This window comes from Arthrobacter sp. AOP29-A2-19, from assembly GCF_058138025.1.
On sequence record NZ_CM176894.1, the window covers coordinates 610,988 to 637,190 of the forward strand.

Consider the following 26,203-nt stretch of genomic DNA (forward strand, 5'->3'; position numbering starts at 1 on the left):
AGCCAGGGCTAGACCGTCTGATGCAGGCAGAGGATGTTGCCCTCGGTGTCGGTGAACCAGGCGGCCTTGTGGTGGTCTGTGGTGGCAACGTGGTTCTCGGTCTTGAGGCCGGGAAGGTCGTAGTCCTCGAACGTCACCCCGGCGGCCTCAAGCCGCTGAATCTCTTCGGCGAGGTCGTCCACCTCAAAGCTGAGCGACGTGTGGTCCGACGTGTCCACGTCGGGCTTCACCATCAGTTCGATCGCGGTTGTGCCGTCGCTCGAGAAGAGCTGGCTGCCGTCGTCGAGCTTCGTGGTTGGCTCCAGCCCAAGCGTGTCGCGGTAGAACCCCTTCGCGCGCTCCAAGTCCTTGACGGGCAGAATCGCGGTGAGTCTGGTGGTGCTCAGCATGGCGCATCTTCCTTGAATCGCAGTGTTCCGGACACCTCAAGGTTAGGGCCGGAGGGCGGCCCGGAGTAGGGCTGCGGCGGGCGAAGATGAGGCCACGCACGCTAGGCTCGAACCCATGGAAATTCTGCTGTGGATTGTAGTGGGCGTAGGAGTCGCGGCCGTGTCGGGGGTTCTGTGGGGCCGGAAGTACTTCCGCCACGAGATCGACCGCGCACGGCGCATCAAGCGCGCCAACGGAGACGGCCGCTAGGCGTGCCCCGTGGGCGACGAGGCCCTCGCGCCGTCGGCCTCCTCCTCGTTGTGGCCGCCGCCGTGGGGGTATGGGTTGCGCAAGACGCCGGGTTGCTCCGGTCAGGGGCACCCGGGACCGGTGCGGTGCACGCCGGGGCGTCGGGAGCCGGCGCGTCGGCCGCACGGCCCGAGGGCGCCGTTCGCGTGCGGGTCCATTCGGTGCACGACGGCGACACGCTCCGGCTCTCCGCGCCCGAGGCCACGGAGGGCGCGTTGGGGGAGTGGCGATCCGCCGTCGGACGCGAGAGCACCCGAATCGTCGGCATAGACGCCCCCGAGATTGGGAAAGCGGCGGAGTGCCACGGCCAGGAGTCCGTCGCCGCGCTTCGTCGGCTGGCCCCGGTCGGCTCGACGCTTTGGGCACTACCGGACGAGGACCCCTTCGACCGCTATGGCCGCGTCCTCCTGAACCTCTGGACCGACGACGGGCGCCTGGTGCCCGCCGAACTGGTGGCCGCGGGGGCGGCCCGGGCGATCGCCGTCGAGCCGAACACCACATATTTCACGCTTCTTTCGTCCTTGGAGGAGGCCGCCAGAAGCGATGGAGCCGGCATGTGGGGTTCCTGCTAGGATTCGCCGGCCCGATTGGTGTTTGGGCCCGGAATCTGCCAGACTAGACAAGTTGTTCAAGCGCCTCTCCATGTCTTGTGCTCGCCGCTCGGTCCACCGATAGCGGAGTCAAGGCCGGTTTCGACCGAGATTGCGTCCCGCCCGGGATAATGCCCGGGGCAGGGGCGGATACGACTGAAACGGTGAGGACCAAAACGGCCCACCCCCAATTCTTTCGGATTGTGCAGCGGATAATTCGCGACACGCCCGACCGCGGGGGTCGGAGCCTCGGCGGGGTGAGGAACCCGGATTCGTCCGGATTCAGCCCGTGCGGGGAGTGCCGGTCCGCACGGACCCGTAGGGCACATGAAATGTACGTGAAGAGTGCTATCGAGAAAGAGGCATGACGCCATGGCGGGACAGAAAATCCGCATCCGGCTGAAGTCGTATGACCACGAGGTCATTGACGTTTCAGCCCGGAAGATCGTTGAGACGGTCACGCGCGCAGGCGCAACCGTAGTCGGCCCAGTGCCGCTGCCGACGGAGAAGAACGTGTACTGCGTTATCCGTTCGCCCCACAAGTACAAGGACAGCCGTGAGCACTTCGAAATGCGCACGCACAAGCGTCTGATCGACATCATCGATCCGACCCCGAAGGCAGTCGACTCGCTGATGCGCCTCGACCTGCCGGCGGACGTCAACATCGAAATCAAGCTCTAGGGGAGGTGCTGAGAAACTATGACCGCAACCCGTAACATCAAGGGCCTGTTGGGCACGAAGCTCGGCATGACCCAGGTCTGGGACGAGAACCACAAGCTCATCCCCGTCACCGTCGTGCAGGCAGACTCCAACGTTGTGACCCAGCTCCGCAATGCGGACCGCGACGGCTACACCGCCGTTCAGATCGGCTTCGGCCAGATCGACCCGCGCAAGGTCACCAAGCCGCTCGCCGGCCACTTCGAGGCCGCGGGGGTCACCCCGCGCCGCCACGTGGTCGAGCTGCGCACCGCCGACGCGGATTCCTACGCCTTGGGCCAGGAACTCACCGTCGAGCTCTTCGAGGCCGGCCAGAAGGTCGACGTCGTTGGCAAGTCCAAGGGTAAGGGCTTCGCCGGCGTTATGAAGCGCCACGGCTTCCACGGTGTTGGCGCCTCGCACGGCGCCCACAAGAACCACCGCAAGCCGGGTTCCATCGGTGGCGCGTCCACCCCGGGCCGCGTCTTCAAGGGCCTGCGCATGGCTGGCCGCATGGGCGCCGAGCGCACCACCACGATGAACCTCACGGTTCACGCCGTGGACGCCGAGAAGAACCTCCTGCTGATCAAGGGTGCCGTTCCCGGCGCCCGCGGCAAGGTCGTCCTCGTACGCACCGCCGTGAAGGGAGCAAAGTAACATGGCTATCTCTGCACTGAAGGTCGAGCTTCCCGCCGCGATCTTCGACGTTCAGACCAACGTCCCGCTGCTGCACCAGGTTGTTGTGGCCCAGCTGGCCGCGGCCCGCCAGGGTACGCACAAGACCAAGACCCGCGCCGAGGTTTCGGGCGCCGGCCGCAAGCCGTTCAAGCAGAAGGGCACGGGACGCGCCCGCCAGGGCTCGATCCGCGCTCCGCACATGACCGGCGGTGGCGTGGTCCACGGACCGACGCCGCGCGACTACAGCCAGCGGACCCCGAAGAAGATGAAGGCCGCCGCGCTGCGCGGAGCCCTCTCGGACCGTGCCCGCCACGATCGCATTCACGTGATCGAGTCCCTGGTTGCCGGCACCACGCCGTCGACCAAGGAGGCCTTGGCCACCCTGCGCGCTCTCACCGAGCGCAAGAACCTGCTCGTCGTCATCGAGCGCGCCAACGACGTTGCCGCACTGTCCGTGCGCAACCTCGAAGACGTCCACGTCATCTACGTTGACCAGCTGAACACCTACGATGTTCTGGTTTCCGACGAGATCGTCTTCACCAAGGCCGCCTTCGATTACCTGGTCAACAAGGAGGACTCCAAGTGAGCGCCGCCCTCACCAAGTCTCCGCACGACGTGGTCATCGCGCCCGTCGTTTCGGAAAAGAGCTACGGACTGATCGACGAAGGCAAGTACACCTTCCTGGTCGACCCGCGCTCCAACAAGACCGAGATCAAGCTGGCGGTGGAGAAGATTTTCTCCGTCAAGGTTGACTCCGTCAACACCATCAACCGTGCCGGTAAGCGCAAGCGGACCAAATTCGGATGGGGAACCCGCAAGGCTACCAAGCGTGCGATCGTCTCCCTCAAAGAAGGCACGATCGACATCTTCGGCGGTCCGCTTTCTTAAGCGGAGACCACTTTAACGAGGAAATAAAACATGGGAATCCGTAAGTACAAGCCGACTACGCCGGGCCTTCGCGGCTCCAGCGTCGCCGACTTCGCAGAAATCACCCGGTCGACGCCGGAGAAGTCGCTGGTTCGCCCCCTGACCAAGTCGGGCGGCCGCAACAACTCGGGCAAGATCACCACCCGCCACAAGGGTGGTGGACACAAGCGCGCCTACCGTCTGATCGACTTCCGTCGCCACGACAAGGACGGCGTGCCCGCCAAGGTCGCTCACATCGAGTACGACCCCAACCGCACGGCGCGCATTGCGCTGCTGCACTACATCGATGGCACCAAGCGGTACATCATCGCCCCCAACAAGCTCAAGCAGGGCGACCAGATTGAGGCCGGCGCTGGCGCCGACATCAAGCCTGGCAACAACCTGCCGCTGCGCAACATCCCCGTGGGTACCGTTATCCACGCCGTGGAGCTGCGTCCGGGTGGCGGCGCCAAGATGGCCCGTTCCGCTGGTGCCTCCGTGCAGCTGGTTGCCCGTGAGGGCCGCTTCGCCCAGCTTCGTCTGCCGTCCGGTGAAATCCGCAACGTCGACGTCCGCTGCCGCGCAACGATCGGCGAGGTCGGCAACGCCGAGCAGTCGAACATCAACTGGGGCAAGGCCGGCCGCATGCGGTGGAAGGGCGTTCGCCCGACCGTCCGTGGCGTCGCCATGAACCCGGTCGACCACCCGCACGGTGGTGGCGAGGGCAAGACCTCCGGTGGACGACACCCGGTCAACCCCAACGGCAAGCGCGAAGGCCGTACCCGCCTCGCGAACAAGGAAAGCGACAAGCTCATTGTGCGTCGCCGTCGTACCGGCAAGAACAAGCGATAGGAGCCTGGAGACATGCCACGCAGCCTGAAGAAAGGCCCCTTCGTCGATCAGCACCTGTTCCTTAAGGTCGCTGCTGAGAACGAAAAGGGCACCAAGAACGTCATCAAGACGTGGTCCCGCCGTTCGATGATCGTGCCCGACATGCTCGGACACACGATCGCTGTTCACGACGGCCGCAAGCACATTCCGGTGTTTGTCACCGAGTCGATGGTCGGGCACAAGCTCGGCGAATTCGCTCTGACGCGGACTTTCCGCAGCCACGTGAAGGACGACAAGAAGGGCAAGCGCCGCTAACCCGCGAGGGTTAACGAGTGCTTAGCACTTCTTCGATAGACGAGAGAAGGAAAGCAATGGAAGCCAAGGCAATTGCGCGTCATATCCGCGTAACGCCTATGAAGGCCCGGCGCGTCGTCGACCTTGTTCGTGGCAAGCAAGCGAATGAGGCTCTGGCGATTCTGAAGTTTGCCCCACAGGCAGCTTCGGAGCCGGTATTCAAGGTAGTTGCGTCGGCCGTGGCAAACGCCCGGGTCGCCGCAGACCGCGACGGTGTCGCGTTCAACGATGACGAGCTGTTCATCAGCGAGGCGTTTGTCGACGAGGGCGCGACCATGAAGCGGTTCCGTCCGCGGGCCCAGGGTCGCGCGTTCCGCATCAACAAGCGCACCAGCCACATCACTGTGGTCGTCGCAACCCCGGAGAAGGGTGGGGAAAAGTAATATGGGTCAGAAAGTCAACCCGAATGGGTTCCGACTCGGCATCACCACCGACCACGTTTCGCACTGGTTCGCCGACAGCAACAAGCCCGGTCAGCGCTACAAGGACTTCGTCCGCGAGGACGTTCGTATCCGCGAGCTTATGACCGTTGGCATGGAGCGCGCCGGCATCGCCAAGGTCGAGATCGAGCGCACCCGTGACCGCGTCCGCGTGGACATCCACACGGCCCGCCCGGGCATCGTCATCGGCCGCCGCGGCGCCGAGGCCGATCGCATCCGCGGCGAGCTGGAGAAGCTCACCGGCAAGCAGGTTCAGCTGAACATCCTCGAGGTCAAGAACCCCGAGATCGAAGCCCAGCTTGTTGCACAGGGCATCGCCGAGCAGCTTGCTTCCCGCGTGGCTTTCCGCCGCGCGATGAAGAAGGCCATGCAGTCGGCAATGCGCGCCGGCGCCAAGGGCATCCGTGTCCAGTGCGCGGGCCGCCTTGGTGGCGCCGAAATGTCCCGTAAGGAGTTCTACCGCGAAGGCCGCGTGCCGCTGCACACCCTCCGCGCGAACATCGACTACGGCAAGTTCGAAGCCAAGACCACCTTCGGCCGCATCGGCGTGAAGGTCTGGATCTACAAGGGCGACGTGACCGCCAAGGAGCTCGCGGCCCAGGCCGCAGCCGCTCCGGCACGTGGCCGTGGCGACCGCCCGACCGGCGGACGCCCGCCGGCAGCCGGCGGAGACCGCCGTCGTCGTACCGAACGCCCCACCGGCGCTCCGGCAACCGAGGCCGCTCCGGCGACCGAGGCTCCGGCCGCGGCGGCCGCAGAAGGAGGACAGGCTTAAATGCTTATCCCACGCCGAGTCAAGTTCCGCAAGCAGCACCACCCGACCCGCTCGGGCGCTGCGACCGGCGGCACCACGGTTTCCTTCGGTGAGTACGGCATCCAGGCCCTTACACCGGCCTATGTGACGAACCGCCAGATCGAGGCCGCTCGTATCGCCATGACCCGCCACATCAAGCGTGGCGGCAAGGTCTGGATCAACATTTATCCGGACCGCCCGCTGACCAAGAAGCCTGCCGAAACCCGCATGGGTTCCGGTAAGGGTTCGCCGGAGTGGTGGGTTGCAAACGTGAAGCCGGGACGGGTTCTCTTCGAACTCTCCGGTGTCACTGACGAAGTGGCCCGCGAGGCATTGCGCCTGGCGATCCACAAGCTTCCGTTGAAGGCACGCATCGTGCGTCGTGAGGGTGGTGAATAGGGAATGGCAATCGGATCCAAGGATCTCGCAACCGAGCAGCTCGACGGTTACGACAACGGCCGCCTGGTCGAGGAACTGAAGAAGGCCAAGGAGGAGCTGTTCAACCTCCGCTTCCAGTCGGCCACCGGCCAGCTGGAGTCCCACGGCCGCCTGAAGACTGTCAAGCGCGACATCGCCCGCATCTACACGGTGCTGCGCGAACGCGAGCTCGGCATTCGCCAGGAAGTCGTTGTGCCGGTCGAGGAGACCACCAAGAAGACCAAGAAGTCTTCGAAGAAGGCCGACGACGCCGCCGCGACCGAAGCCGCTGACGCGACCGAGGAAGCCAAGTAATGACCGAGAAGGAGAACGCAGTGGCTGAAGCTACCGAAGCTCGCGGTGACCGCAAGACCCTCCGCGGGTACGTGGTTTCCGACAAGATGCAGAAGACCATTGTTGTCGACGTTGAGGACCGTGTTAAGCACGCCCTGTACGGCAAGGTCCTGCGCCGCAACAAGAAGATCAAGGCCCACGACGAGAACGGAATCGCCGGCATCGGCGACCTCGTGCTCATCGCGGAGACCCGCCCCTTGTCCAAGGACAAGAACTGGCGCCTGGTCGAGGTCATCGAGAAGGCCAAGTAGCCCTCCCGGAGCCCAGTAGTACACGGCAGGACCCGAAGGAATGTGCATAGCACAGGATTTCGGGTCCTGCCGTTTTTAACGTAGACTTAGTGCTCTGTGCGCTCTGCATGTCGAGACTATCCACCTTGCATGTAGGCACTCGTGCGCGGCGATCGGGTCAAACCCCGCCGGCGCGCGGCACGGCTCTCCGGCGCATCGCCTCGGCCCTGCCTCCCCAGCAGTCGCGGAACCCCTTGGTTCCGCACCGTTTGGAGGTGGGGGTAAGCGACAGCCGGAGGTGGACCATATCCGTTCCGCAAGGCTCCCAGAGAGAACCAGCGAGACGACAGGAGTTAAAAGTGATTCAGCAGGAGTCGCGACTCAAGATCGCCGACAACACCGGTGCTAAGGAAATCCTTACCATTCGTGTTCTCGGGGGATCCGGACGTCGCTACGCAGGCATCGGCGACGTCATCGTCGCCACCGTCAAGGATGCGATCCCTGGCGGTAACGTCAAGAAGGGCGATGTCGTCAAGGCCGTCATCGTCCGCACCAAGAAGGAACGTCGACGCATCGACGGTTCCTACATCAAGTTCGACGAGAACGCTGCCGTCATCCTCAAGGGTGATGGCGAGCCGCGCGGTACCCGTATCTTCGGCCCGGTCGGACGCGAGCTTCGCGACAAGAAGTTCATGAAGATCGTTTCCCTGGCTCCGGAGGTGCTGTAACCATGGGTGCAAATATCAAGAAGGGCGACCTGGTTCAGGTCATCACCGGCGCCAAGCAGGAACGCGGCGGCGACCGTGGCAAGCAGGGCAAGGTCCTGAAGGTGTTCAAGGAGTCGGAGCGTGTCCTCGTCGAGGGCATCAACCGCGTCACGAAGCACACCAAGGCCGGCCAGACCGAGCGCGGCACCAAGACCGGCGGCATCGAGGTTGTCGAGGCCCCGATCCACGTGTCCAACGTTGCGATCGTTGATCCGGAGACGAAGAAGCCGACCCGCGTTGGCTTCCGCGTCGAGACCGCGACCAAGAACGGCGTCGAGAAGACCGTGCGCGTGCGCTACGCCAAGGCTTCCGGGAAGGCACTCTAATGACTGAAGCAGCTGTGAAGATTCAGCCGCGCCTGAAGGCCAAGTACAACGACGAGATCCGCGAGTCGCTGAAGTCGGACTTCTCCTACGCCAACGTCATGCAGATCCCCGGTCTGGTGAAGGTTGTCGTGAACATGGGTGTCGGCGAGGCCGCCAAGGACTCCAAGCTCATCGAAGGCGCCGTGCGCGACCTGACCGCCATCACCGGCCAGAAGCCGTTGGTGACCAAGGCCCGCAAGTCGATCGCCCAGTTCAAGCTGCGCGAGGGAATGCCCATCGGCACACACGCCACGCTTCGTGGCGATCGCATGTGGGAATTCGTCGACCGCCTGGTGACGCTGGCCCTGCCCCGTATCCGCGACTTCCGGGGCCTGAGCCCCAAGCAGTTCGACGGCAACGGCAACTACACGTTCGGCCTCACGGAGCAGTCCATGTTCCACGAGATCGACCAGGACAAGATCGACCGCGTCCGCGGCATGGACATCACTGTGGTGACCACCGCCAAGACCGACGACGAAGGCCGCGCGCTGCTCAAGGCGCTGGGCTTCCCGTTCAAGACCGACAACTAGATCAACTACGTTACAGGTCCGCCGTCGTGCGGAAACCGTAGCGAGGAAGGGCAGAAGCCCACATGACAATGACAGATCCAGTCGCAGATATGCTGACTCGTCTGCGCAACGCTAACTCGGCATACCACGACACCGTGTCGATGCCGTCTTCGAAGCTGAAGGTCCGCGTTGCCCAGATCCTCAAGGCGGAAGGCTACATCGGCGACTTCGTCGAAGAGGCCGCCGAGGTAGGCAAGAAGCTGACCATCAACCTGAAGTTCGGCCCGAGCCGCGAGCGTTCGATCGCTGGCGTCCGCCGCATTTCCAAGCCCGGACTCCGCGTGTATGCGAAGTCCACCAACCTGCCGCACGTCCTCGGGGGCCTCGGCATCGCCATCCTGTCCACGTCCTCCGGTCTGCTTACCGACCGCCAGGCCGCCAAGAAGGGTGTAGGTGGGGAAGTCCTCGCCTACGTCTGGTAACGGGAAGGGAGAGGAAACCATGTCACGTATTGGACGTCTTCCAATCACCGTCCCCGCCGGCGTCGAGGTCAAGCTCGACGGCTCGGTTGTCTCCGTCAAGGGTTCCAAGGGGGAGCTGACCCACGCAGTGGCCAGCCCGATCACCGTGGCACTCGAGGAGTCGACCCTCACCGTCTCGCGTCCGAACGACGAGCGCGCTTCGCGCTCGCTGCACGGTCTGACCCGCACCCTGATCTCCAACATGATCCAGGGCGTCACCGAGGGCTACACCAAGAAGCTCGAAATCCACGGCACGGGTTACCGCGTTGTGGCGAAGGGATCGAACCTCGAGTTCGCCCTGGGCTACTCCCACCCGGTCTCGGTCGAGGCTCCGGAGGGCATCACGCTGACCACCGAGGGCGCCAACAAGGTTGTCGTCGCCGGTATCAGCAAGCAGCAGGTTGGCGAAGTTGCAGCCAACATTCGCAAGCTCCGCAAGCCGGATCCCTATAAGGGCAAGGGCATCCGCTACGAAGGCGAAGTTATCCGCCGCAAGGTCGGAAAGGCTGGTAAGTAATCATGGCTCTCGGAATCAAGGGTAAGAGCAAGGCCGCCGCTCGCGGCCGCCGCCACCTGCGCGTCCGTAAGCGGATCGAAGGCACCGAGGCGCGTCCGCGCCTGGTCGTCAACCGTTCCGCCCGCCACATCTTCGTCCAGGTTGTCGACGACAGCAAGGGCCTCACCGTGGCCTACGCGTCCACGATGGAAGCCGACCTGCGCGCATTTGATGGCGACAAGACCGCCAAGGCAAAGCGCGTCGGCGAACTCGCCGCAGAGCGCGCCAAGGCCGCCGGCATCGAGTCGGTTGTCTTCGACCGTGGAGGCAACAAGTACCACGGCCGTGTTGCAGCGGTCGCGGACGGCGCACGTGAAGGTGGGCTGGCACTGTGAGCGAAGCTACTAACGAGAAGGAAACTCAGGTGTCTGAAGCTACTGAGGCTGCCTCGTCGACCACGACGGTGACGGCTGACAACGCCGGTGCCCGTCGCGGCGACAACCGCGGCGACAACCGTGGACGCGGCGAAGGCCGCGGCCGCGGAGAGGGACGTGGCCGTGGCGGCCGCGACTCCAAGGACAGCCGCAACGACGACAAGGACAAGTTCCTCGAGCGCGTTGTGAACATCAACCGCGTGTCCAAGGTCGTCAAGGGTGGACGTCGGTTCAGCTTCACCGCCCTCGTTGTTGTCGGAGACGGCAACGGCATGGTCGGCGTCGGCTACGGCAAGGCCAAGGAAGTTCCCGCGGCCATCGCCAAGGGTGTTGAAGAGGCCAAGAAGTCGTTCTTCCGCGTTCCGCGCGTTGGTGGAACCATCCCGCACATGGTGACGGGCGAGGCCGCCGCAGGCGTTGTCCTGCTTCGTCCCGCGTCCCCGGGTACCGGCGTTATCGCCGGTGGTCCGGTTCGCGCCGTCCTCGAGTGCGCCGGTATCCACGACGTCCTCTCGAAGTCCATGGGATCCTCGAACCAGATCAACATCGTCCACGGAACCGTGGCCGCGTTGAAGGCGCTCGAAGAGCCGGCAGCCGTCGCGGCACGCCGTGGCCTGCCCCTGGACGAGGTTGTTTCGCCGCAGATGCTGCGCAACATCCAGAACCAGCAGAACCAGAAGGTTGGTGCGTAGTTATGGCGAAGAACTTTATCCCTAGCGACTCCCAGCTGGTTATCACCCAGATCCGGTCCACCATCGGTGGCAAGCAGAACCAGCGCGACACCCTGCGCTCACTCGGACTCAAGCGGATCGGCCACACTGTGGTCCGGACCGCCGACCCGGTGACCGTGGGCATGGTCAACAAGGTTCCGCACCTCGTAAAGGTTGAGGAGGCGAAGTAAGCATGGCTATCAAGGAAACTGCACTGAAGGTGCACCACCTGCGTCCGGCCCCCGGAGCCAAGACCGCCAAGACCCGCGTTGGTCGTGGCGAAGGCTCCAAGGGAAAGACCGCCGGTCGCGGCATGAAGGGCACCAAGGCGCGCTACCAGGTCAAGGCCGGCTTCGCCGGTGGCCAGCTGCCGCTGCACATGCGCCTTCCGAAGCTTCGCGGCTTCAAGAACCCGTTCCGGGTCGAGTTCCAGGTTGTTAACCTGGACAAGCTCGGCGAGCTGTTCCCGGAAGGTGGCGACGTCACCGTCGACGCCCTGGTCGAGAAGGGCGCCGTTCGCAAGAACCAGCCCGTCAAGGTCCTGGGCACCGGCGACATCACCGTCAAGGTGAACGTGAAGGCCAACGCCTTCTCGGCGTCCGCCAAAGAGAAGATTGCCGCCGCCGGCGGCTCGGTGATCGAGCTTTAAGGTCCCCGTGTTCTCACGGTTTGGCTGAAAGGTCCCTGACGGGCCGGGTTCCTCCCGGTCCGTCGGGGGCCTTTTGCTATGCCCTGCGCGTACGACGCCGGTGCGGCACGCCTTGCTGTGGCAAGACGGCCGCTTTCTACCGGTAGACTCACAGAAGCCAATCCCGGCCCTGTGGCCGGAACCACATCTTTCAGGAGGACGCTTGCTCAGCGCCATTGCCCGGGTCTTCCGGACGCCTGACTTGCGACGCAAGTTGTTGTTCACGCTCGCCATCATCGCGATCTACCGCGTCGGCGTGTTCATCCCGACCCCCGGCGTCGACTACGGGAACGTTCAGCAGTGCCTTGCCGCGGGCAACACCACGGGCGGCCTGTACCAGTTCGTTAACCTGTTCAGCGGCGGGGCCCTCTTGCAGGTGTCCATCTTCGCGTTGGGCATCATGCCCTACATCACGGCGTCGATCATCGTGCAGCTGCTGCGCGTGGTCATTCCCCGCTTCGAGGAGCTGCACAAGGAGGGCTCGGCCGGACAGTCGACGCTCACCCAGTACACGCGCTACCTCACGATCGCCCTCGGCCTGCTCCAGGCCACGACGCTTGTCTCGCTGGCACGGAGCGGGAACCTCTTCCAGGGGTGCACGCTGCCGATCATTCCGGACGAATCGATCGTCAACATCATCCTGATGGTGATCACGCTGACGGCCGGCACCGGCCTGATCATGTGGTTCGGCGAGCTCGTCACCGAGCGCGGCGTCGGCAACGGCATGTCCATCCTCATCTTCATCTCCATCGCCGCCGGCTTCCCGGCGTCGATGGGCGCCATCGCCAACACCCAGGGGTGGGGCGTCTTCGCCGGCGTCATCCTGATCGGCCTCGTCGTGGTGGCCCTGGTGGTGTTCGTCGAGCAGTCCCAGCGCCGCGTCCCGGTGCAGTACGCCAAGCGGATGGTGGGACGCCGCACCGTCGGCGGCACCTCGACCTACATCCCGATCAAGGTCAACATGGCCGGCGTCATCCCGGTGATCTTCTCCTCGTCGATGCTGGCCTTGCCGAGCATGTTGGTGCAATTCAACGTCCGTCCCGACGGCACGCTCCCGGACTGGGCGCTCTGGCTCCAGACCCACTTCAGCGGCAGCAGCCCGCTGTACATGGTGGTCTACCTCCTCCTGACCGTGTTCTTCACGTACTTCTACGTGGCGATCACGTTCAACCCCACCGAGGTCGCGGACAACATGAAGAAGTATGGCGGTTTCATCCCGGGCATTCGTGCGGGCAAGCCGACGGCCGAGTACCTTCAGTACGTACTTTCGCGCATCACGTTCCCCGGAGCCATCTACCTGGGACTGATCGCGTTGACACCGTTGATTGCCTTTGTGCTCATCAACGCCGACCAGAACTTCCCGTTCGGCGGCGTGTCGGTCCTCATCATGGTTGGTGTGGGACTTGAGACCGTCAAGCAAATCAATGCCCAAATGCAGCAGCGACACTACGAAGGACTACTGCGATGACTCGATTGTTGATCATTGGCCCGCCGGGTTCCGGCAAGGGCACCCAGGCGGCGCGGATCTCGGAGCGCCTCGGCGTTGTGGCGATCTCCACGGGGGACATCTTCCGCGCCAACGTGAAGGAAGAGACCCCGCTGGGCGTCGAGGCCAAGAAGTACATCGACGCCGGCAACTTCGTCCCCGACGAGGTCACGAACAAGATGGTTCGGGACCGCCTGCTGCAGGAGGACGTCGCCGACGGCTTCCTGCTGGACGGCTACCCGCGCACCTCGGCCCAGGTCGACGAGTTGGACAGCATCCTCGCGGAGGCCGGACTGGAGCTCGACGTCGTGCTCCAGCTGACAGCCGACGACGACGAGCTGGTAGAGCGCCTTCTCAAGCGGGCGCAGATCGAGGGCCGCGCGGACGACAACGAAGAGGTCATCCGCCACCGCCTCGGGCTTTACCACGAGCAGACGCAGGTGGTCGTGGACCGCTACCTCGACCGCGGCATCGTCCGCTCGGTCGACGGGCTCGGGGACATCGACGACGTCACCGAGCGCGTTATGGCCACGCTCGAGCCCACGGGCGACCAGACCGCCACAACGAAGTAGCGGCACCCAGACGCACGCGGTGCGACGACGGCAGCCCCCGCCCCACCGGCGGGGGCTGCCGTCGTCGTACTGGATAATGGAACGCAGTCCAACCCGGAGGAAACACAGCATGCAGTTCGGCCAGCCCAAGATCGAATACAAGTCCAACGCGCAGATCCTGAAGATGCGCGAAGCCGGCCTTGTCCTGGCCGAGGCGCTGGACACCGCGGTCGCCGCCGCGCAGGTGGGCACCACCACCGCCGAGCTGGACGCGCTGTTCTCCGCGGTGCTGGACAAGCACGGCGCCACGAGCAACTTCAAGGGCTACCACGGCTTCCCGGCGACCATCTGCGCGTCCGTCAACCACGAGGTGGTGCACGGGTTCCCCAGCCACTACGTGCTCGCCGAGGGGGACGTGCTGAAGATCGATGGCGGGGCGGTCGTGGACGGCTGGCACGCCGACTCGGCGCGCACCGTCATCGTGGGCACGGCGGACCCCGCCGACCAGCGCCTCTCCGACGTCACCCGGGAGGCCATGTGGCGGGGGATCGCGGCCCTGGCCGAGGCCCGCTTCGTCGGCCAGATCGGCGACGCGATCGACGACTTCGTCTCCGCGCAGGAGGGGGAGCCCCTCGGCATCCTGGAGGACTACGTCGGGCACGGCATCGGCAGCGAGATGCACATGGCACCGGACGTCCTGAACTACCGGACCGGCCACCGCGGGCCCCGCGTGAAGCCGGGCATGTGCCTGGCGATCGAGCCGATGCTGGTGCGTGGATCGCTGGAGACGAAGACCCTTGCGGACGACTGGACCGTGGTCACGGTCGACGGCGCCCGCGCCTCGCAGTGGGAGCACACGGTCGCCGTGCACCTCGGCGGCATCTGGGTCCTCACCGCGCACGACGGCGGCGCCGCGGGGCTGGCGCCGTTTGGAGTGACCCCGTCGCCGCTTCAGGGCTAGCGGGACGGCTGCGGGCCAGGCGGGCGTCCCCGGGCGCGGCCCGGCGGCGTTGCCCGTGGCCCCATTCGGTGGCGCCGCGCCGATTTCCGTTATCCCGCGGAACCCGGTAGGCTTGCTTGTTGGTTGTCTCTACGTCTATGCCCAAAACATCGAGTCTTTGGACCCGTGTTGGACAGCGTTGTCGAACAACCGAAATCTATACGAGCCGGAAGCACAAGCGACCGGCACAAACGTTAGCGGAGGATATGGCCAAGAAAGAGGGTGTCATCGAGGTAGAAGGCACCGTGTCGGAGGCACTGCCCAATGCGATGTTCCGCGTTGAGCTTCCGAACGGACACGTGGTACTTGCCACTATCTCGGGAAAGATGCGTCAGCACTACATTCGAATCCTCCCTGAGGACCGCGTAGTGGTGGAACTCAGCCCGTACGACCTCAACCGCGGCCGTATCGTCTACCGCTACAAGTAAAGCCCGACTCCCCGGATCCCCGGGCGACGAAGGTAGCTACAGCTCCACTGAAAACAGCAACCGCAAAGGAACAGTGCCTTGAAGGTCAACCCTAGCGTGAAGCCGATCTGCGAAAAGTGCAAGGTGATCCGCCGTAACGGTCGGGTCATGGTGATCTGCGAAAACCCACGCCACAAGCAGCGCCAGGGCTAATTTCCGCACGGAAATCTAGACCTGCGCGTAGTTAGTAATTACGGCAGCACAGCGTCCACTACGCGGGACGCACACCCCCGGGCACGGAGGCCGGGGACCTGGCAACAGGGTATGTGCTGCTCCACACCTCCGCGATTAACGTAAGGAAGACAACCAATATGGCTCGTCTCGCTGGCGTAGACATCCCGCGCGAAAAGCGCGTGATCATCGCGCTCACCTACATCTACGGCGTGGGCAAGACCCGTGCAGAACAGACCATTGCCGAGACCGGGATCTCCCCGGACACTCGCGTAAAGGACCTCACCGACGCTGAGCTTCTCCAGCTGCGTGACTTCATCGAAGGCAGCTTCAAGGTCGAGGGTGACCTCCGCCGTGAAGTGGCAGCCGACATCCGCCGCAAGGTCGAGATCGGCTCCTACGAGGGCATTCGCCACCGCAAGGGCCTGCCGGTCCGCGGACAGCGCACCAAGACCAACGCTCGCACCCGTAAGGGCCCGAAGCGCACCGTCGCCGGTAAGAAGAAGACCCGCTAGACATAGCGGATCCCATAGCCAATTCATTCGTAGGAGTAAGCAATGCCCCCAAAGACTCGTGGAGCGGTGCGCAAGCCGCGTCGCAAGGACAAGAAGAACATCGCGCTGGGCCAGGCGCACATCAAGAGCACCTTTAACAACACCATCGTGTCCATCACGGACCCGTCCGGTGCCGTCATCTCCTGGGCTTCCTCGGGCGAGGTCGGATTCAAGGGCTCCCGCAAGTCGACCCCGTTCGCCGCTCAGATGGCCGCCGAGGCTGCCGCAAAGCGCGCCCAGGAGCACGGCATGAAGAAGGTCGACGTGTTCGTGAAGGGACCGGGCTCCGGTCGCGAAACGGCAATCCGCTCGCTGCAGGCCGCAGGCCTCGAGGTCGGGTCCATCCAGGACGTGTCCCCGAGCGCCCACAACGGTTGCCGCCCCTCGAAGCGTCGCCGCGTCTAAGTAGTCCACGTTCGGCGCGCGTTGTCGTTGTGTCCCCTGACGGGGCACGACGCCGGCGCGCGCCATACGCGGCCCACTGACCGACCAAGACGACCGCCTTCGCGGCAGACGTCGTTTCCACCCCCTGTGTTGCGTCATATAGCGGACGCTCGCTGAAAGGAAATGTAAGTGCTTATTGCACAGCGCCCCACCCTCACCGAAGAAGTAGTAGCGGACAACCGTTCCCGGTTCATCATCGAACCGCTGGAGCCCGGCTTCGGCTACACCCTGGGTAACTCGCTTCGCCGCACGTTGCTGTCCTCCATCCCTGGTGCTGCTGTCACCAGCGTTCGGATCGACGGCGTGCTGCACGAGTTCACCACCGTTCAGGGTGTCAAGGAAGATGTCACCGAACTCATCCTGAACATCAAGAACCTGGCTGTGTCCTCCGAGCACGACGAGCCCGTGGTCGCCTACCTGCGCAAGCAGGGCCCCGGCGTCGTCACGGCTGCGGACATCACGCCGCCCGCCGGCGTCGAGTTCCACAACCCGGACCTGCACATCGCGACGCTGAACGCGAAGGGCAAGTTCGACATGGAGCTGACCATCGAGCGCGGTCGCGGCTACGTTTCCGCGTCGCAGAACAAGAGCTTCGATGCCGAGATCGGCCGCATCCCGGTCGACTCCATCTACTCGCCAGTTCTGAAGGTGACCTTCCGCGTGGAGGCCACCCGCGTCGAGCAGCGCACCGACTTCGACAAGCTGATCGTCGACGTCGAAACCAAGGATTCCATCGTGCCGCGCGACGCCGTCGCGTCCGCCGGAACCACCCTGGTTGAGCTGTTCGGTCTGGCCCGCGAACTCAACTCGGCCGCAGAAGGCATCGAGATCGGCCCGTCCCCGACGGACGCCGCGCTCGCCGCCGACATGGCGCTGCCGATCGAGGACCTGGAACTGACGGTTCGCTCGTACAACTGCCTCAAGCGCGAGGGCATCCACACGGTAGGCGAGCTTGTGGCCCGCTCCGAGGCTGACCTCATGGACATCCGCAACTTCGGTGCGAAGTCCATCGACGAGGTGAAGGCAAAGCTGATCGAGCTGGGTCTTTCCCTGAAGGATTCCCCTCCAGGGTTCGATCTGGCCGCCCGTGCCGCAGCCATTGAAGAGGACGACGCCGCCTACGGCGACGAAGAGGTCTAAAGCCGCCTTCGAAGTAATGTACTTTGCCCGTGTTTCCGCGCCGAGATGGTGCGGGGCACGGGCACCATATGAGGAGAAAAACCTATGCCTACCCCCCCTAAGGGAAAGCGCCTCGGAGGCGGAGCTGCCCACGAGCGCCTCATGCTCGCCAACCTGGCCGCCCAGCTTTTCGAGCACAAGAGCATCACCACCACGGCAACGAAGGCAAAGCGCCTCCGTCCGTACGCCGAGCGTCTCGTCACCTTCGCCAAGCGCGGAGACCTGGCGTCCCGCCGTCGTGTTCAGGCCGAAATCGCATCGCGTAGCCGCACCAACAAGAGCATTGTCCACGAGCTGTTCGTGAACATCGCCCCGCTGGTTGCAGAGCGTGAAGGCGGCTACACCCGCATCACCAAGATCGGCAACCGCAAGGGCGACAACGCCCCCATGGCAGTCATCGAACTGGTGCTGGAGCCCGTTTCCCCGAAGCAGGCCGTCGTGAAGGAAGCCGAGAAGGCTACCGCGAAGTCCGCTCCGGTCGAGGAGGCCCCGGTCGAGGAGACCGAGACCGCCGAGGTCGAGGCAGCCGAGACCGAGGCTCCCGCAGCCGAGGAGACCGAGGCTTCGAACGAGGACGCGAAGAAGACCGCCGAGTAGGTTGTCTCTTCCGTTCCCAGCGAACGCACGAGGAACCCGTCGACCAATGGTCGGCGGGTTTCTTTGTGTTCCGGGGCATGTGCGGGGAGGACTCGTGTGCGGAGACGGACCCGTGGATACACCGGCGTGGGAGCCGGACACATGTCGCCTAGAATCGAGGGCATGGAATTCCCCCCGCCGGCCAGCGAACATCCGCATGCGCTGGCGGGAGTGTCGGTCCCAGATGCGTCGACGGCCGAGCCCGCCTCCGTCCGGATTCGCCTGACGGTCGCCTACGACGGCTCCGCGTTCTCGGGGTGGGCCATCCAGCCAGGACGCCGCACCGTGCAGGGTGCGCTCGAGGAGGCCCTGGCTCTGCTGTTCCGCAGGCCCGTGCGCACCGTCGTGGCCGGCCGGACCGACGCGGGTGTTCATGCGCGCGGGCAGGTGGTGCACTTCGACATCACGGAGGCGGAGTTCGCGGCTCTGCCCCGCGGCAAGGACATGGCACCCGAGGTGGCGCTGCTGCGGCGGGTGCGCGGAGTGGTCTCCAGGATCGGGGGATCCGTTGTTGTGCACGCGGCGGGCTTGGCGCCGACGGGCTTCGACGCCCGGTTCTCCGCGCTGTGGCGCCGCTATTCGTACCGCATCGCCGACGGTGAGGAGCGCTGGGATCCGCTCACGCGCAACGACACGCTCTGGCATCCCCGCCCCCTGGACATCGCCGCACTGAACGCCGAAGCCACATCGATGACCGGGCGGCACGACTTCCTCAGCTTCTGCAAGCCGCGCGAGAGGGCCACGACCATCCGCACCCTGGAGCAGTTCGCCTTCTCCCGGGGCGAGGACGGGATCATTGTGGCGCACCTGCGCGCCGACGCGTTCTGCCACAACATGGTGCGCGCGCTCATTGGTGCGGCCCTGATGGTCGCGGACGGCAGGCAGCCGGTCGGTTGGATGGAACGGCGGCTGGGGGAGCGCGTGCGGGACGCCAAATCCTTCCTCTCCGCGCCACATCCTCTGGTGCTGGAGGAGGTCGCCTACCCGGAGGATGGCGCCGTGGCGGACCGGGCGGAACTGACGCGGGCGAGGCGCCAGCCGCACGACGTTGGACGGCTTGGCGACATCGACTCATAGTGAGTCACAGGCGCCCCAAAAGGCCCAACAATCACGATTGGTGCATTGCTTCGCATAGGTTGCTCTAGATTAACTACGCCACTCCATAAACGACTTTTTTTGGGCGAGTCGCCTACGACACGCCGGATCTTAGTGCATTCGACGTGCCAAACGCCAAATTTGGCGCTACGCTCCGAGAAGAATCAATCGGGGGGAAGCCGTTTTGAAGTCGATGAACCATGCCGTCGCGGAGACCGCCGACGCAGTTGCACGGAAGGCGCACAGGCGTCCTCTGGCACTGGCCGTTCTCTTGGGAACAACACTTGTCCTGTCCGGGTGCGGACTGGCCGCGACACCCGCTCCGGCCGCCAGCGAGACGCCCGCGGCGGCCTCGTCGAGCGCCCCGGCCTCCGGCGAGCCGGCCGACGTCAGCGTCAGCGCCGCCCCCACGGAGCCCGCCACCTCGAGTAGTCCCTCGGCCGCGCCCTCGTCGCAGGCCACTCCCTCGAATACCGGGACCGCGACGACCTCGGCCACCGCCACCCAGAGCGCCGCGCCGTCGGAGCCCGCGGATTCGCCGCTCGCCTTCAGCGCGCCGCGCGCCAACGACGCCGACACGCTGGCCGGTGGCTTCAAGGACGGGGCGGACTACGTCCGCACCTACGCCCAGACAGAACTGGGGGCCGCTGCCTTTGTGCGGGACTTGTTCGGGCCGCTCGACCAGCACGCGACCTTTATGATCGAGTCGGTCTATGCCGGGGACGCGGCCGCGGCCCTCGACGGCCTCAACTCGACGCCCGAGGACTTCCTCGCGACCGAAACGAGTTCCCTCGCCGACGAGGCAGGGTTCGAGGACCACACCCAGGCCATCAGGTTTTATCAGACCGTTGCCCCCTACGTGATCGAGGGCGCCAGCGAGACCCTGAAGGCGGACGCAGCGGGCCTCGGCTCCGGCACGGCTTCGACGGCGTCAATCGATACTGGTCGATTCTTCACCTACCGTGACGGAACCGACGCCTCGGCCGAAGCCATAGCTCCCGGAACGCTCGTGCAGCTGGCCTACAAGGACGGCTGGTACTTCACCGGACTGGCGGTACCCGCCGGGTAGCGCACGCGGCGCCGCAGCCGCATCCGCGCCCCAGCCAGAGGCGGGGCAAACCAGGGGAGACCTTCCCCTGACGCACCAAGAACACTGAACCGCACTGACGGAAGCCCATCCGTCGGTGGGGGTCAAACACTCCTAACTTCCAAACCACACCAGCACCTTTGATCTTCAGGTAGAACTTTCTTCTCACAATGAACACCGTGATCTACAGGTCACTCGCACCTCACCAATCAAGGAGCAGCACCATGCCAGTACAACAATCCCGTGGGCTGCTCTCGGCGGCAGCGGCCGCAGCGCTTGTCTTGGGTGCCTTTGTTGCCGGACCTCCCGCCGCGGCGGCGGTCGTCGCGCCCGCCGCGGGACCCGCCGCCTCGATTCCCGCGGTGACCATCCCGAGTGCCGTCGCGGACAGCACCATCAAAAGGGCCACCAAGTGGGTCAACCCGCTGAAGGCCGAAAGCTACCGGTTCTCCTCGACGTACGGGCCACGCTGCATCCCCGTGGTCGGTGGATCCACCCTTCACCAGGGGCAGGACCTGGCCTTGGCCGAGGGTTCGCCCATCTACGCGGCGGCCGACGGCAGGGTCGTCACTCTTCGCAGCGGCACGAGCAATGTGTCCGGCTACATCGTGATCGAGCACAACGACAACGGGCGCAAGATCTACACCGCTTACATCCACATGTGGTCCGCAACCACCCACGTCAAGGTCGGCCAGTTGGTGACGGCGGGGCAGCAGATCAGCAAGGTCGGCAACTCCGGGCCTTCCACCGCTCCCCACCTGCACTTCGAAGTGTGGACCGGCGCACTGTTCAACTCGGCCATCGATCCTGTCGCCTTTATGAACGGCAAGGGCGTCAGCATCAAGGCCGATGCGTATCTGGTGTACTCGTTCCCGACTCCGATCAGCTGCACCTACTACTCCAACAAGGCCACGTCGCTCAAGGCCACCCCGTACTCGACGTCGGCAACCCTGAGCACCGTCGCCAGGGGCGCCGCGCTGACGTCCAAGCCGGGAACCCTCACCAACGGCTACGTGCCCGTCACCATCGGCGGGGTCTTCGGTTGGATCGACCGATACGCCTTGAACCCCGGCAAGGTCACGCTCGCACCGGTGGCCGACACCGTGGTCCCCACGACGACGGTCGCGGCGCTGAAGAACACGAAGTACACCACAACGGCCGCGTTGAACCTGCGCTCGCGCGCCATCTACGGTGCGATCGTCAAGACGATGACCTCCGGCTCCTCGGTGACCGCCACCGGCGTCGTGACCACGGACAAGAAGTGGTACCAGGTCAAGCACGGGACGACCACGGGTTGGGCATCGGCGGCCTACCTCAAGGCCGTTGTTGTGAAGCCGGCCCCCGCCCCTGTGGTCACGCCGCCGGCCACCAAGACCGTGGCCGCCCTGAAGAGCAAGGCCCACACCGTCACGGTGAACCTGAACCTCCGCAAGACGGCCAAGACCGGCGCCGTCCTGAAGACGATGCCCGCCAACTCCGCCGTGACGACTACGGGACTCGTCACGACCGACTCCAAGTGGTACCAGGTCAAGTCGGGAACCGTCACGGGCTGGGTTGACGCCTCCTACCTGAAGGCCGTTCCGGTCAAGGCTCCCGTGGTGACCGCGCCGAAGACCAAGACGGTCGCCGCGCTGAAGAACAAGTCCCACACGGTCAACACGAACCTGAACCTGAGGCAGACCGCGGTCTCCGGCAAGATCCTGACGATCCTGAAGCGGAACTCGAAGGTCGTCACCACCGGGCTCGTCACCGTGGATTCCAAGTGGGCCCAGGTGAAGTCCGGCACCAAGACCGGATGGACCCTGTCCTCCGCCCTCAAGGCAACGCCGGCCAAGGCGACGACCAAGACGGTCGCCTCGCTCAAGAACAAGGCGCTCACTGTCACCACGAATCTGAACCTTCGGCAGTCCGCCGTCACCGGCAAGGTCCTCGTGACGCTGAAGAAGAACTCGACGGTGACCTCCACGGGCGTCGTCACGCTCGACTCGAAGTGGTACCAGGTCAAGGCGGGGACGCGGACGGGCTGGACCCTGGCATCCGCGCTCAAGGCCAAGCCGGCGGCAGCCACTCCCGTGAAGGCGACGACGAAGAAGGCGACAACCAACGTCAACATGCGCAAGGGCGCCGGTTCGTCCTTCGCGGTCGTGGTGGTCGTGAAGAAGGGCCAGACGGTGACACTGACCGGAAAGAAGTCCGGTCCCTGGGTCCAGATCAAGCTGGGCGCAAAGACGGGCTGGGTCAGCGCCAGCTACCTGAAGTAGGGCACACGCGCGGGTGATTGGCATCAGCCGCACCGCGTGAATCGATGGGGAGAGTGGCCGCGGCCGCTCTCCCCATCGCCACGTCCCGGGCGTGGCGTCACGAGATCAGCGCTGCCTGGATGTTCGGCCGGAAGTAGGTGTTGCGGAGCCTCGGGCGCCTCGGGTCCACGTGTGCGGGTGGACTCCAGTAGACGGTGCCGCCGTTGATTTCGACGTCCCAGCCTCCCTCGTGGATGAGGTGGTGGTGGGAACCGCAGACGAGCAGGCCGGAGTCGACGTTCGTCAGACCGCCTAGGGACCAGGGAGTCAGGTGGTGCGCCTCTGTGAGGGACCCAGGCACTGTGCAGCCCGGACCGGTGCATCCGCCATCGCGCGCGATGAGCGCCTTGCGCTGCTCTACGCTGAACAGGCGTTGCGAGCGCCCCAGACTGAGGACGGCGTTGTCGCTGCCCAAGACGATCGGGATGATGTCGGCGTCGCAGGCGATTCTTCTGATGGTGGAGGGGTTGATGGGGCCTTGGTACGTGGCTTCAGCCGTGCCCACGCTGCTCTCGGTGATCTGGCCGAGCAGCGTTTGGTAGTCGATGGTGACCATGACCTGGGGGCGAAGGCCGCCAGTGGAGGGAAGTCGGTTGGTTGACAAGGCAATGCGTGCCGCGTTGACGATGCCGTCGAGCGACTTTTGGGGGAGCGATCGCTGGTCGAAGTCCTCAGTGGTGGCCGACTCGGGACCCTCCTGGCCGTCGTCGGATGCATCAGCCTCCGGCCGGGCCGACTCGTTGGCATCGAAGCCAGAATGTGAGCCATGTGCGCTTCGCGCCCGGGGATTTGTTTCCGTGGCGGCAACGGTCTTGAGGACTTCGTGTTGGGCGTTGTCTGCATTCAAGAGATATTGGTGCAGCCCGAACTTGCGGCCCTTGTAGAAGAGTCCTTGGATCTCCTGCTTGACCGCGTCCGTCGGTTCCGTGCCGTCCTGGTCGATGTGCGCCTCCCACCGGTCAACGCACGCTCGAACCAACTCCGGGTCCCCCTGTGCGGCCGTCTCGGCCAGGTTGGATTCCATCACGGCCAGCTCGAGGCGGCCGCCGGCTGAGCGTTGCCGTGCCGCGGGAGTCACCTTGCGCAGTGCCCGCACGGCAAGCATCGCGGTCTCGACCGCGACCGATCCGTCGGCTACCGCTCTTGCCAAGACGGGAAATGCCGGGGCAGTCGGTTCCCCGGTGAGCGACCGGTCGGGGAGCAACGCGGTCGCGGCGTCGAGCCTGCGCCGGGCCGTTGCGCGCGTGACGTGGAGGACCGCGCGCATGAAGTCGGACGTGTCCCGATACGGGGAACGCGCCTCGCCGGCGGCCGCGGGCATCCCCACTCCGGAGACGTTGGCGCGATCCGCGAGCTGGGCTGCCACGATCTGAGCCCGCTCAGCGGCTCGCGCCAATCGCTCCACCGCGAGCAGTGCCGCGGCGGCCTCGGGCGGACTCAGAGAGCTGCCCTGCATGCCGCTCGCCAAATCGGACGCCGTCTCGCCAAGATCGTCGAACCGGGAGGCGAGGGCGGCCGCCGTCGTCGCCGAGAACATGGATTCGTGCGCGAGATCCGCCGTGGACAACGGAGGGTTAGCGTCGAGGGAACGGACGGCGCCGAAGCGTTCGCCGTCGTCGCATCCCCTCGCCACCGCTGGTTCCCAGTCCATGGACCAATTCTCCTAGAACATGCGTTCTAGGAACTCGATGATCCGCTGAATGTGGACAGCCGCTGCCCGCAGAGGCTTGTGGAGGGCAAGTGCGTCAAGGCGACGTGCGGGCCGATGCAATCTCGCGGTGACGCACCCGGTAAACGACCAACCACGGGCCGGGAAGAGCTTGAAAGGCGGCCCCGGTCAATTAGGGGCACGGTCCGGGGCCGCCAGCTTGGTCCCCCCGACGTCGCAATCCAGCGACGCCACAGGGAAGTATCGTGACCGACCAACGTCAGCCGAAGATTCCGCTCTTCATGATGTTGATGGCCGCGGGGCCCAAGATCACGATGAACAGGGTCGGGAAGATGAAGACCAGCAGGGGGAACAGGATCTTGACCGGCAGCTTCATGGCCGTCTCCTCGGCCCGCTGGCGCCGCTTGATGCGCATCTGGCCGGCTTGGGTCCGCAACACCCGCGCGATGCCGATCCCGTACTTGTCCGCCTGAACGACGGCCCGGACAAACGACTTGAGGTCGCCGACGGTGGAGCGGTCCGCCATGGCGGCGTAGGCCTCGCGGCGGGAGCGGCCGACCTGCATCTCCTGCAGAGTCCGCCCCATCTCCTCGGCCAGGGGACCTTGGCCCCCGGCGGCCACACGCGCCATGGCGGATTCCAGGCCCAGCCCCGCCTCGACCGAGATCAACAGCTGGTCCAGGGTGTTCGGCAGCTCCAGTTGGATGGCCTGCTGCCGCTTGATGCCGGCGTTGTAGGCCAGGAGATCCGGCAGGAAATAGCCGAAGGCGGCCATCGCGACGCCCAGCACAAAGATCCCCGTGCCCGGATTGGACGAGAACATCAGGAGCCCCAGCAGTGCGCCGGCAAGCGCCAGAAGCGGCTTCATCATGAGCACACGGTCCAGCGGCCACGAGGCCGGGCGGCCAGCCGTCGCCAAGAGACGGTCCACTTTGGCCGAGTAGCTGCCCGGCGTCAGCCGCCTGGCCAACGCGGCGAACTCGTTGTCTCCGCTGCTCCTGATTTCCTCGCCCGGCGCGATGGCGGATCTCGAGAGGTTGCGCCGCACCAGCACCAGCTGATTGCGGTCGACCGAGACCAGACCCCACACCAGGAACGACAGCGGCAGCACCACAAGGGCGATGGACATCCATCCGACGACTGCGATTTCCATGGTCTTCCCCCTAGAACTTGATCTTGACCATGCGGCTCATCCAGAAGGAGCCGATCGCCATCATGATGCCGCCCACCACAAGCATCCCGATGCCCAGTGGGTGGCTGAAAAGTGTGCCAATATACGTCGGGTTCATCACGAACATCAGCCCGCTGATGCCGAAGGGCAGGCCGACCAGAATGTAGGCGGAAAACTTTCCCTCCGCGGACAGCGCCCGCACCTGCCCCTTGATCTGAGAGCGCTCGCGGATGGTCTCGCCCACCTGGTCCAGCACCACGGCCAGGTCGCCGCCGACCTCGCGGTTGATCTGGATGGCCTCAGCCACCCAGGAGAAGTCCTCGGACTGCATCCGCGCGGCGGTCTGCATCATGGTTTGCTCCGCGTCGCGCCCGACGCGGGACTCGTTCACGATGCGTCCCAGCTCCTCGGCCATCGGCGACTCGAATTCCTGCGCCGCCCCGTCGAGGGCGCGCATCACGGAGTGTCCGGCCCGCAGACTGCCGGAGACGGTCATGATCATGTCCGGCAGTTGATCCTCGAACTTGGTCCGACGCCGGTCGGCACGCACTTGGAGGAACGCCCACGCCCCGGCGGGCGTCAGAACAACGAAGAGCACTGCAAGACCGGCTCCTCCGATGAGCAACCCCACGACGCCGGCGGCAAGGGCGGCCGATCCGACCAGGACCAGGAACTCGGCAGGATCCTGCTTGAGGCCGGCGGCCTGGAGGGCGTCCCGACCGAATGGACCACCCGTCGTCGCGGTGGCGTTCCGTTGCACGGCCTTCACCGTTGCGCCGCTGAAGCGGCTCAGCAGCGACGGCGACTGGAGGGCGGCGTCGCCCATCCGGCGTCGTTCGATGGGCACCTCGGAGCTCGCCGGCCTCAGCACCACCAGGACCAGCAACAGCATGGCGCCCAATCCGGCAAACAGGCCGGCGGCGAGCAGCATCCCCT

At 65.1% G+C, this 26,203-nt stretch carries 38 protein-coding genes; 34 read left to right on the forward strand and 4 right to left on the reverse strand.

Annotation, left to right across the window (positions count from 1 at the left end):
- Positions 1–8 precede the first annotated feature (8 nt).
- Complete coding sequence (locus AC3ZJJ_RS02775) at positions 9–389, reverse strand: VOC family protein (protein WP_489893745.1); 381 nt, start codon at positions 387–389, stop codon at positions 9–11.
- A 115-nt stretch (positions 390–504) separates the two neighbouring features.
- On the opposite strand from AC3ZJJ_RS02775, the gene AC3ZJJ_RS02780 reads away from it, so the two are divergent.
- From AC3ZJJ_RS02780 to AC3ZJJ_RS02945, 34 genes are all read left to right on the forward strand, one after another.
- Positions 505–639 (forward strand): hypothetical protein, encoded by a 135-nt coding sequence (locus tag AC3ZJJ_RS02780; protein WP_489893746.1) that lies wholly within the window; start codon positions 505–507, stop codon positions 637–639.
- 185 nt (positions 640–824) lie between these two features.
- Complete coding sequence (locus AC3ZJJ_RS02785; RefSeq protein WP_489893747.1) at positions 825–1,250, forward strand: thermonuclease family protein; 426 nt, start codon at positions 825–827, stop codon at positions 1,248–1,250.
- A gap of 390 nt (positions 1,251–1,640) precedes the next feature.
- Complete coding sequence (gene rpsJ, locus AC3ZJJ_RS02790) at positions 1,641–1,949, forward strand: 30S ribosomal protein S10 (protein WP_003803825.1); 309 nt, start codon at positions 1,641–1,643, stop codon at positions 1,947–1,949.
- Between the two features lie 18 nt (positions 1,950–1,967).
- A complete protein-coding gene (rplC, locus tag AC3ZJJ_RS02795) occupies positions 1,968–2,621 on the forward strand; it encodes a 50S ribosomal protein L3 (RefSeq protein ID WP_489893748.1) in 654 nt (217 codons plus the stop codon).
- 1 nt (position 2,622) lies between these two features.
- Entirely contained in the window at positions 2,623–3,228 is a 606-nt protein-coding gene (gene rplD, locus AC3ZJJ_RS02800) for a 50S ribosomal protein L4 (RefSeq protein ID WP_489893749.1), read from the forward strand.
- Positions 3,225–3,530 (forward strand): 50S ribosomal protein L23, encoded by a 306-nt coding sequence (gene rplW, locus AC3ZJJ_RS02805; RefSeq protein WP_489893750.1) that lies wholly within the window; start codon positions 3,225–3,227, stop codon positions 3,528–3,530. The genes rplD and rplW overlap by 4 nt, the downstream gene beginning before the upstream one ends.
- A 30-nt stretch (positions 3,531–3,560) precedes the next feature.
- Positions 3,561–4,400 (forward strand): 50S ribosomal protein L2, encoded by an 840-nt coding sequence (gene rplB / locus AC3ZJJ_RS02810; protein WP_435728597.1) that lies wholly within the window; start codon positions 3,561–3,563, stop codon positions 4,398–4,400.
- A gap of 12 nt (positions 4,401–4,412) precedes the next feature.
- Positions 4,413–4,694 (forward strand): 30S ribosomal protein S19, encoded by a 282-nt coding sequence (gene rpsS / locus AC3ZJJ_RS02815; protein ID WP_435728596.1) that lies wholly within the window; start codon positions 4,413–4,415, stop codon positions 4,692–4,694.
- A 56-nt stretch (positions 4,695–4,750) separates the two neighbouring features.
- Complete coding sequence (gene rplV / locus AC3ZJJ_RS02820) at positions 4,751–5,116, forward strand: 50S ribosomal protein L22 (protein ID WP_489893751.1); 366 nt, start codon at positions 4,751–4,753, stop codon at positions 5,114–5,116.
- Between the two features lies 1 nt (position 5,117).
- A complete protein-coding gene (rpsC, locus tag AC3ZJJ_RS02825) occupies positions 5,118–5,948 on the forward strand; it encodes a 30S ribosomal protein S3 (RefSeq protein ID WP_489893752.1) in 831 nt (276 codons plus the stop codon).
- Positions 5,949–6,365 (forward strand): 50S ribosomal protein L16, encoded by a 417-nt coding sequence (gene rplP, locus AC3ZJJ_RS02830; RefSeq protein ID WP_435728593.1) that lies wholly within the window; start codon positions 5,949–5,951, stop codon positions 6,363–6,365.
- 3 nt (positions 6,366–6,368) lie between these two features.
- Complete coding sequence (gene rpmC / locus AC3ZJJ_RS02835; RefSeq protein ID WP_489893753.1) at positions 6,369–6,698, forward strand: 50S ribosomal protein L29; 330 nt, start codon at positions 6,369–6,371, stop codon at positions 6,696–6,698.
- Entirely contained in the window at positions 6,698–6,988 is a 291-nt protein-coding gene (gene rpsQ, locus AC3ZJJ_RS02840; protein WP_435728591.1) for a 30S ribosomal protein S17, read from the forward strand. The genes rpmC and rpsQ overlap by 1 nt, the downstream gene beginning before the upstream one ends.
- A gap of 338 nt (positions 6,989–7,326) precedes the next feature.
- Entirely contained in the window at positions 7,327–7,695 is a 369-nt protein-coding gene (gene rplN, locus AC3ZJJ_RS02845; RefSeq protein ID WP_373971202.1) for a 50S ribosomal protein L14, read from the forward strand.
- A gap of 2 nt (positions 7,696–7,697) precedes the next feature.
- Positions 7,698–8,060, forward strand: coding sequence for a 50S ribosomal protein L24 (rplX, locus tag AC3ZJJ_RS02850; protein ID WP_489893754.1), 363 nt, complete (start codon positions 7,698–7,700; stop codon positions 8,058–8,060).
- Entirely contained in the window at positions 8,060–8,629 is a 570-nt protein-coding gene (gene rplE, locus AC3ZJJ_RS02855; protein WP_489893755.1) for a 50S ribosomal protein L5, read from the forward strand. Before rplX ends, rplE begins: the two co-directional genes overlap by 1 nt.
- 62 nt (positions 8,630–8,691) lie before the next feature.
- Positions 8,692–9,090: a 30S ribosomal protein S8 gene (rpsH, locus tag AC3ZJJ_RS02860; RefSeq protein WP_343900011.1), complete on the forward strand. Its 399-nt coding sequence runs from the start codon at positions 8,692–8,694 to the stop codon at positions 9,088–9,090.
- A gap of 19 nt (positions 9,091–9,109) precedes the next feature.
- On the forward strand, positions 9,110–9,646 hold the full coding sequence (gene rplF / locus AC3ZJJ_RS02865; protein WP_489893756.1) for a 50S ribosomal protein L6: 537 nt from the start codon (positions 9,110–9,112) through the stop codon (positions 9,644–9,646).
- A gap of 2 nt (positions 9,647–9,648) precedes the next feature.
- Positions 9,649–10,020, forward strand: a complete 372-nt coding sequence (rplR, locus tag AC3ZJJ_RS02870) for a 50S ribosomal protein L18 (protein ID WP_489893757.1) — start codon at positions 9,649–9,651, stop codon at positions 10,018–10,020.
- Positions 10,017–10,751: a 30S ribosomal protein S5 gene (gene rpsE / locus AC3ZJJ_RS02875; RefSeq protein ID WP_489893758.1), complete on the forward strand. Its 735-nt coding sequence runs from the start codon at positions 10,017–10,019 to the stop codon at positions 10,749–10,751. Before rplR ends, rpsE begins: the two co-directional genes overlap by 4 nt.
- Positions 10,752–10,753: 2 nt before the next feature.
- Positions 10,754–10,960: a 50S ribosomal protein L30 gene (gene rpmD, locus AC3ZJJ_RS02880; RefSeq protein WP_489893759.1), complete on the forward strand. Its 207-nt coding sequence runs from the start codon at positions 10,754–10,756 to the stop codon at positions 10,958–10,960.
- Between the two features lie 2 nt (positions 10,961–10,962).
- The gene (gene rplO / locus AC3ZJJ_RS02885; protein ID WP_489893760.1) at positions 10,963–11,418 is read left to right on the forward strand and encodes a 50S ribosomal protein L15; all 456 of its coding nucleotides are present in this window, start codon (positions 10,963–10,965) and stop codon (positions 11,416–11,418) included.
- 202 nt (positions 11,419–11,620) lie between these two features.
- On the forward strand, positions 11,621–12,925 hold the full coding sequence (gene secY, locus AC3ZJJ_RS02890; protein WP_489893761.1) for a preprotein translocase subunit SecY: 1,305 nt from the start codon (positions 11,621–11,623) through the stop codon (positions 12,923–12,925).
- Positions 12,922–13,515: an adenylate kinase gene (locus tag AC3ZJJ_RS02895; RefSeq protein WP_489893762.1), complete on the forward strand. Its 594-nt coding sequence runs from the start codon at positions 12,922–12,924 to the stop codon at positions 13,513–13,515. The genes secY and AC3ZJJ_RS02895 overlap by 4 nt, the downstream gene beginning before the upstream one ends.
- A 109-nt stretch (positions 13,516–13,624) precedes the next feature.
- Entirely contained in the window at positions 13,625–14,455 is an 831-nt protein-coding gene (map, locus tag AC3ZJJ_RS02900; protein WP_489893763.1) for a type I methionyl aminopeptidase, read from the forward strand.
- Positions 14,456–14,700: 245 nt separating this feature from the next.
- Positions 14,701–14,922 carry a translation initiation factor IF-1 gene (infA, locus tag AC3ZJJ_RS02905; protein WP_068731548.1) on the forward strand — a complete coding sequence of 74 codons (222 nt, stop codon included), beginning with the start codon at positions 14,701–14,703 and terminating at the stop codon, positions 14,920–14,922.
- 78 nt (positions 14,923–15,000) lie between these two features.
- Positions 15,001–15,114 carry a 50S ribosomal protein L36 gene (gene rpmJ / locus AC3ZJJ_RS02910; protein ID WP_030148013.1) on the forward strand — a complete coding sequence of 38 codons (114 nt, stop codon included), beginning with the start codon at positions 15,001–15,003 and terminating at the stop codon, positions 15,112–15,114.
- 158 nt (positions 15,115–15,272) lie between these two features.
- Positions 15,273–15,647, forward strand: coding sequence for a 30S ribosomal protein S13 (rpsM, locus tag AC3ZJJ_RS02915; protein ID WP_373971189.1), 375 nt, complete (start codon positions 15,273–15,275; stop codon positions 15,645–15,647).
- Between the two features lie 42 nt (positions 15,648–15,689).
- The gene (rpsK, locus tag AC3ZJJ_RS02920; protein ID WP_489893764.1) at positions 15,690–16,091 is read left to right on the forward strand and encodes a 30S ribosomal protein S11; all 402 of its coding nucleotides are present in this window, start codon (positions 15,690–15,692) and stop codon (positions 16,089–16,091) included.
- A 168-nt stretch (positions 16,092–16,259) separates the two neighbouring features.
- Positions 16,260–17,270 (forward strand): DNA-directed RNA polymerase subunit alpha, encoded by a 1,011-nt coding sequence (locus AC3ZJJ_RS02925; protein ID WP_489893765.1) that lies wholly within the window; start codon positions 16,260–16,262, stop codon positions 17,268–17,270.
- A gap of 84 nt (positions 17,271–17,354) precedes the next feature.
- A complete protein-coding gene (gene rplQ, locus AC3ZJJ_RS02930) occupies positions 17,355–17,906 on the forward strand; it encodes a 50S ribosomal protein L17 (RefSeq protein ID WP_489893766.1) in 552 nt (183 codons plus the stop codon).
- 162 nt (positions 17,907–18,068) lie between these two features.
- Positions 18,069–19,022: a tRNA pseudouridine(38-40) synthase TruA gene (gene truA, locus AC3ZJJ_RS02935; RefSeq protein ID WP_489893767.1), complete on the forward strand. Its 954-nt coding sequence runs from the start codon at positions 18,069–18,071 to the stop codon at positions 19,020–19,022.
- Positions 19,023–19,224: 202 nt separating this feature from the next.
- Positions 19,225–20,109 (forward strand): hypothetical protein, encoded by an 885-nt coding sequence (locus AC3ZJJ_RS02940; protein ID WP_489893768.1) that lies wholly within the window; start codon positions 19,225–19,227, stop codon positions 20,107–20,109.
- A 242-nt stretch (positions 20,110–20,351) separates the two neighbouring features.
- The gene (locus AC3ZJJ_RS02945) at positions 20,352–22,388 is read left to right on the forward strand and encodes an SH3 domain-containing protein (protein WP_489893769.1); all 2,037 of its coding nucleotides are present in this window, start codon (positions 20,352–20,354) and stop codon (positions 22,386–22,388) included.
- A gap of 97 nt (positions 22,389–22,485) precedes the next feature.
- Here the strand turns inward: AC3ZJJ_RS02945 and AC3ZJJ_RS02950 are convergent, their stop codons facing one another.
- The 3 genes from AC3ZJJ_RS02950 to AC3ZJJ_RS02960 form a co-directional block, all read right to left on the reverse strand.
- The gene (locus tag AC3ZJJ_RS02950; RefSeq protein WP_489893770.1) at positions 22,486–24,078 is read right to left on the reverse strand and encodes an HNH endonuclease signature motif containing protein; all 1,593 of its coding nucleotides are present in this window, start codon (positions 24,076–24,078) and stop codon (positions 22,486–22,488) included.
- Positions 24,079–24,355: 277 nt separating this feature from the next.
- Complete coding sequence (locus AC3ZJJ_RS02955; protein WP_489893771.1) at positions 24,356–25,249, reverse strand: type II secretion system F family protein; 894 nt, start codon at positions 25,247–25,249, stop codon at positions 24,356–24,358.
- Positions 25,250–25,259: 10 nt separating this feature from the next.
- Positions 25,260–26,198, reverse strand: a complete 939-nt coding sequence (locus AC3ZJJ_RS02960) for a type II secretion system F family protein (RefSeq protein ID WP_489895655.1) — start codon at positions 26,196–26,198, stop codon at positions 25,260–25,262.
- Between the last annotated feature and the right edge of the window lie 5 nt (positions 26,199–26,203).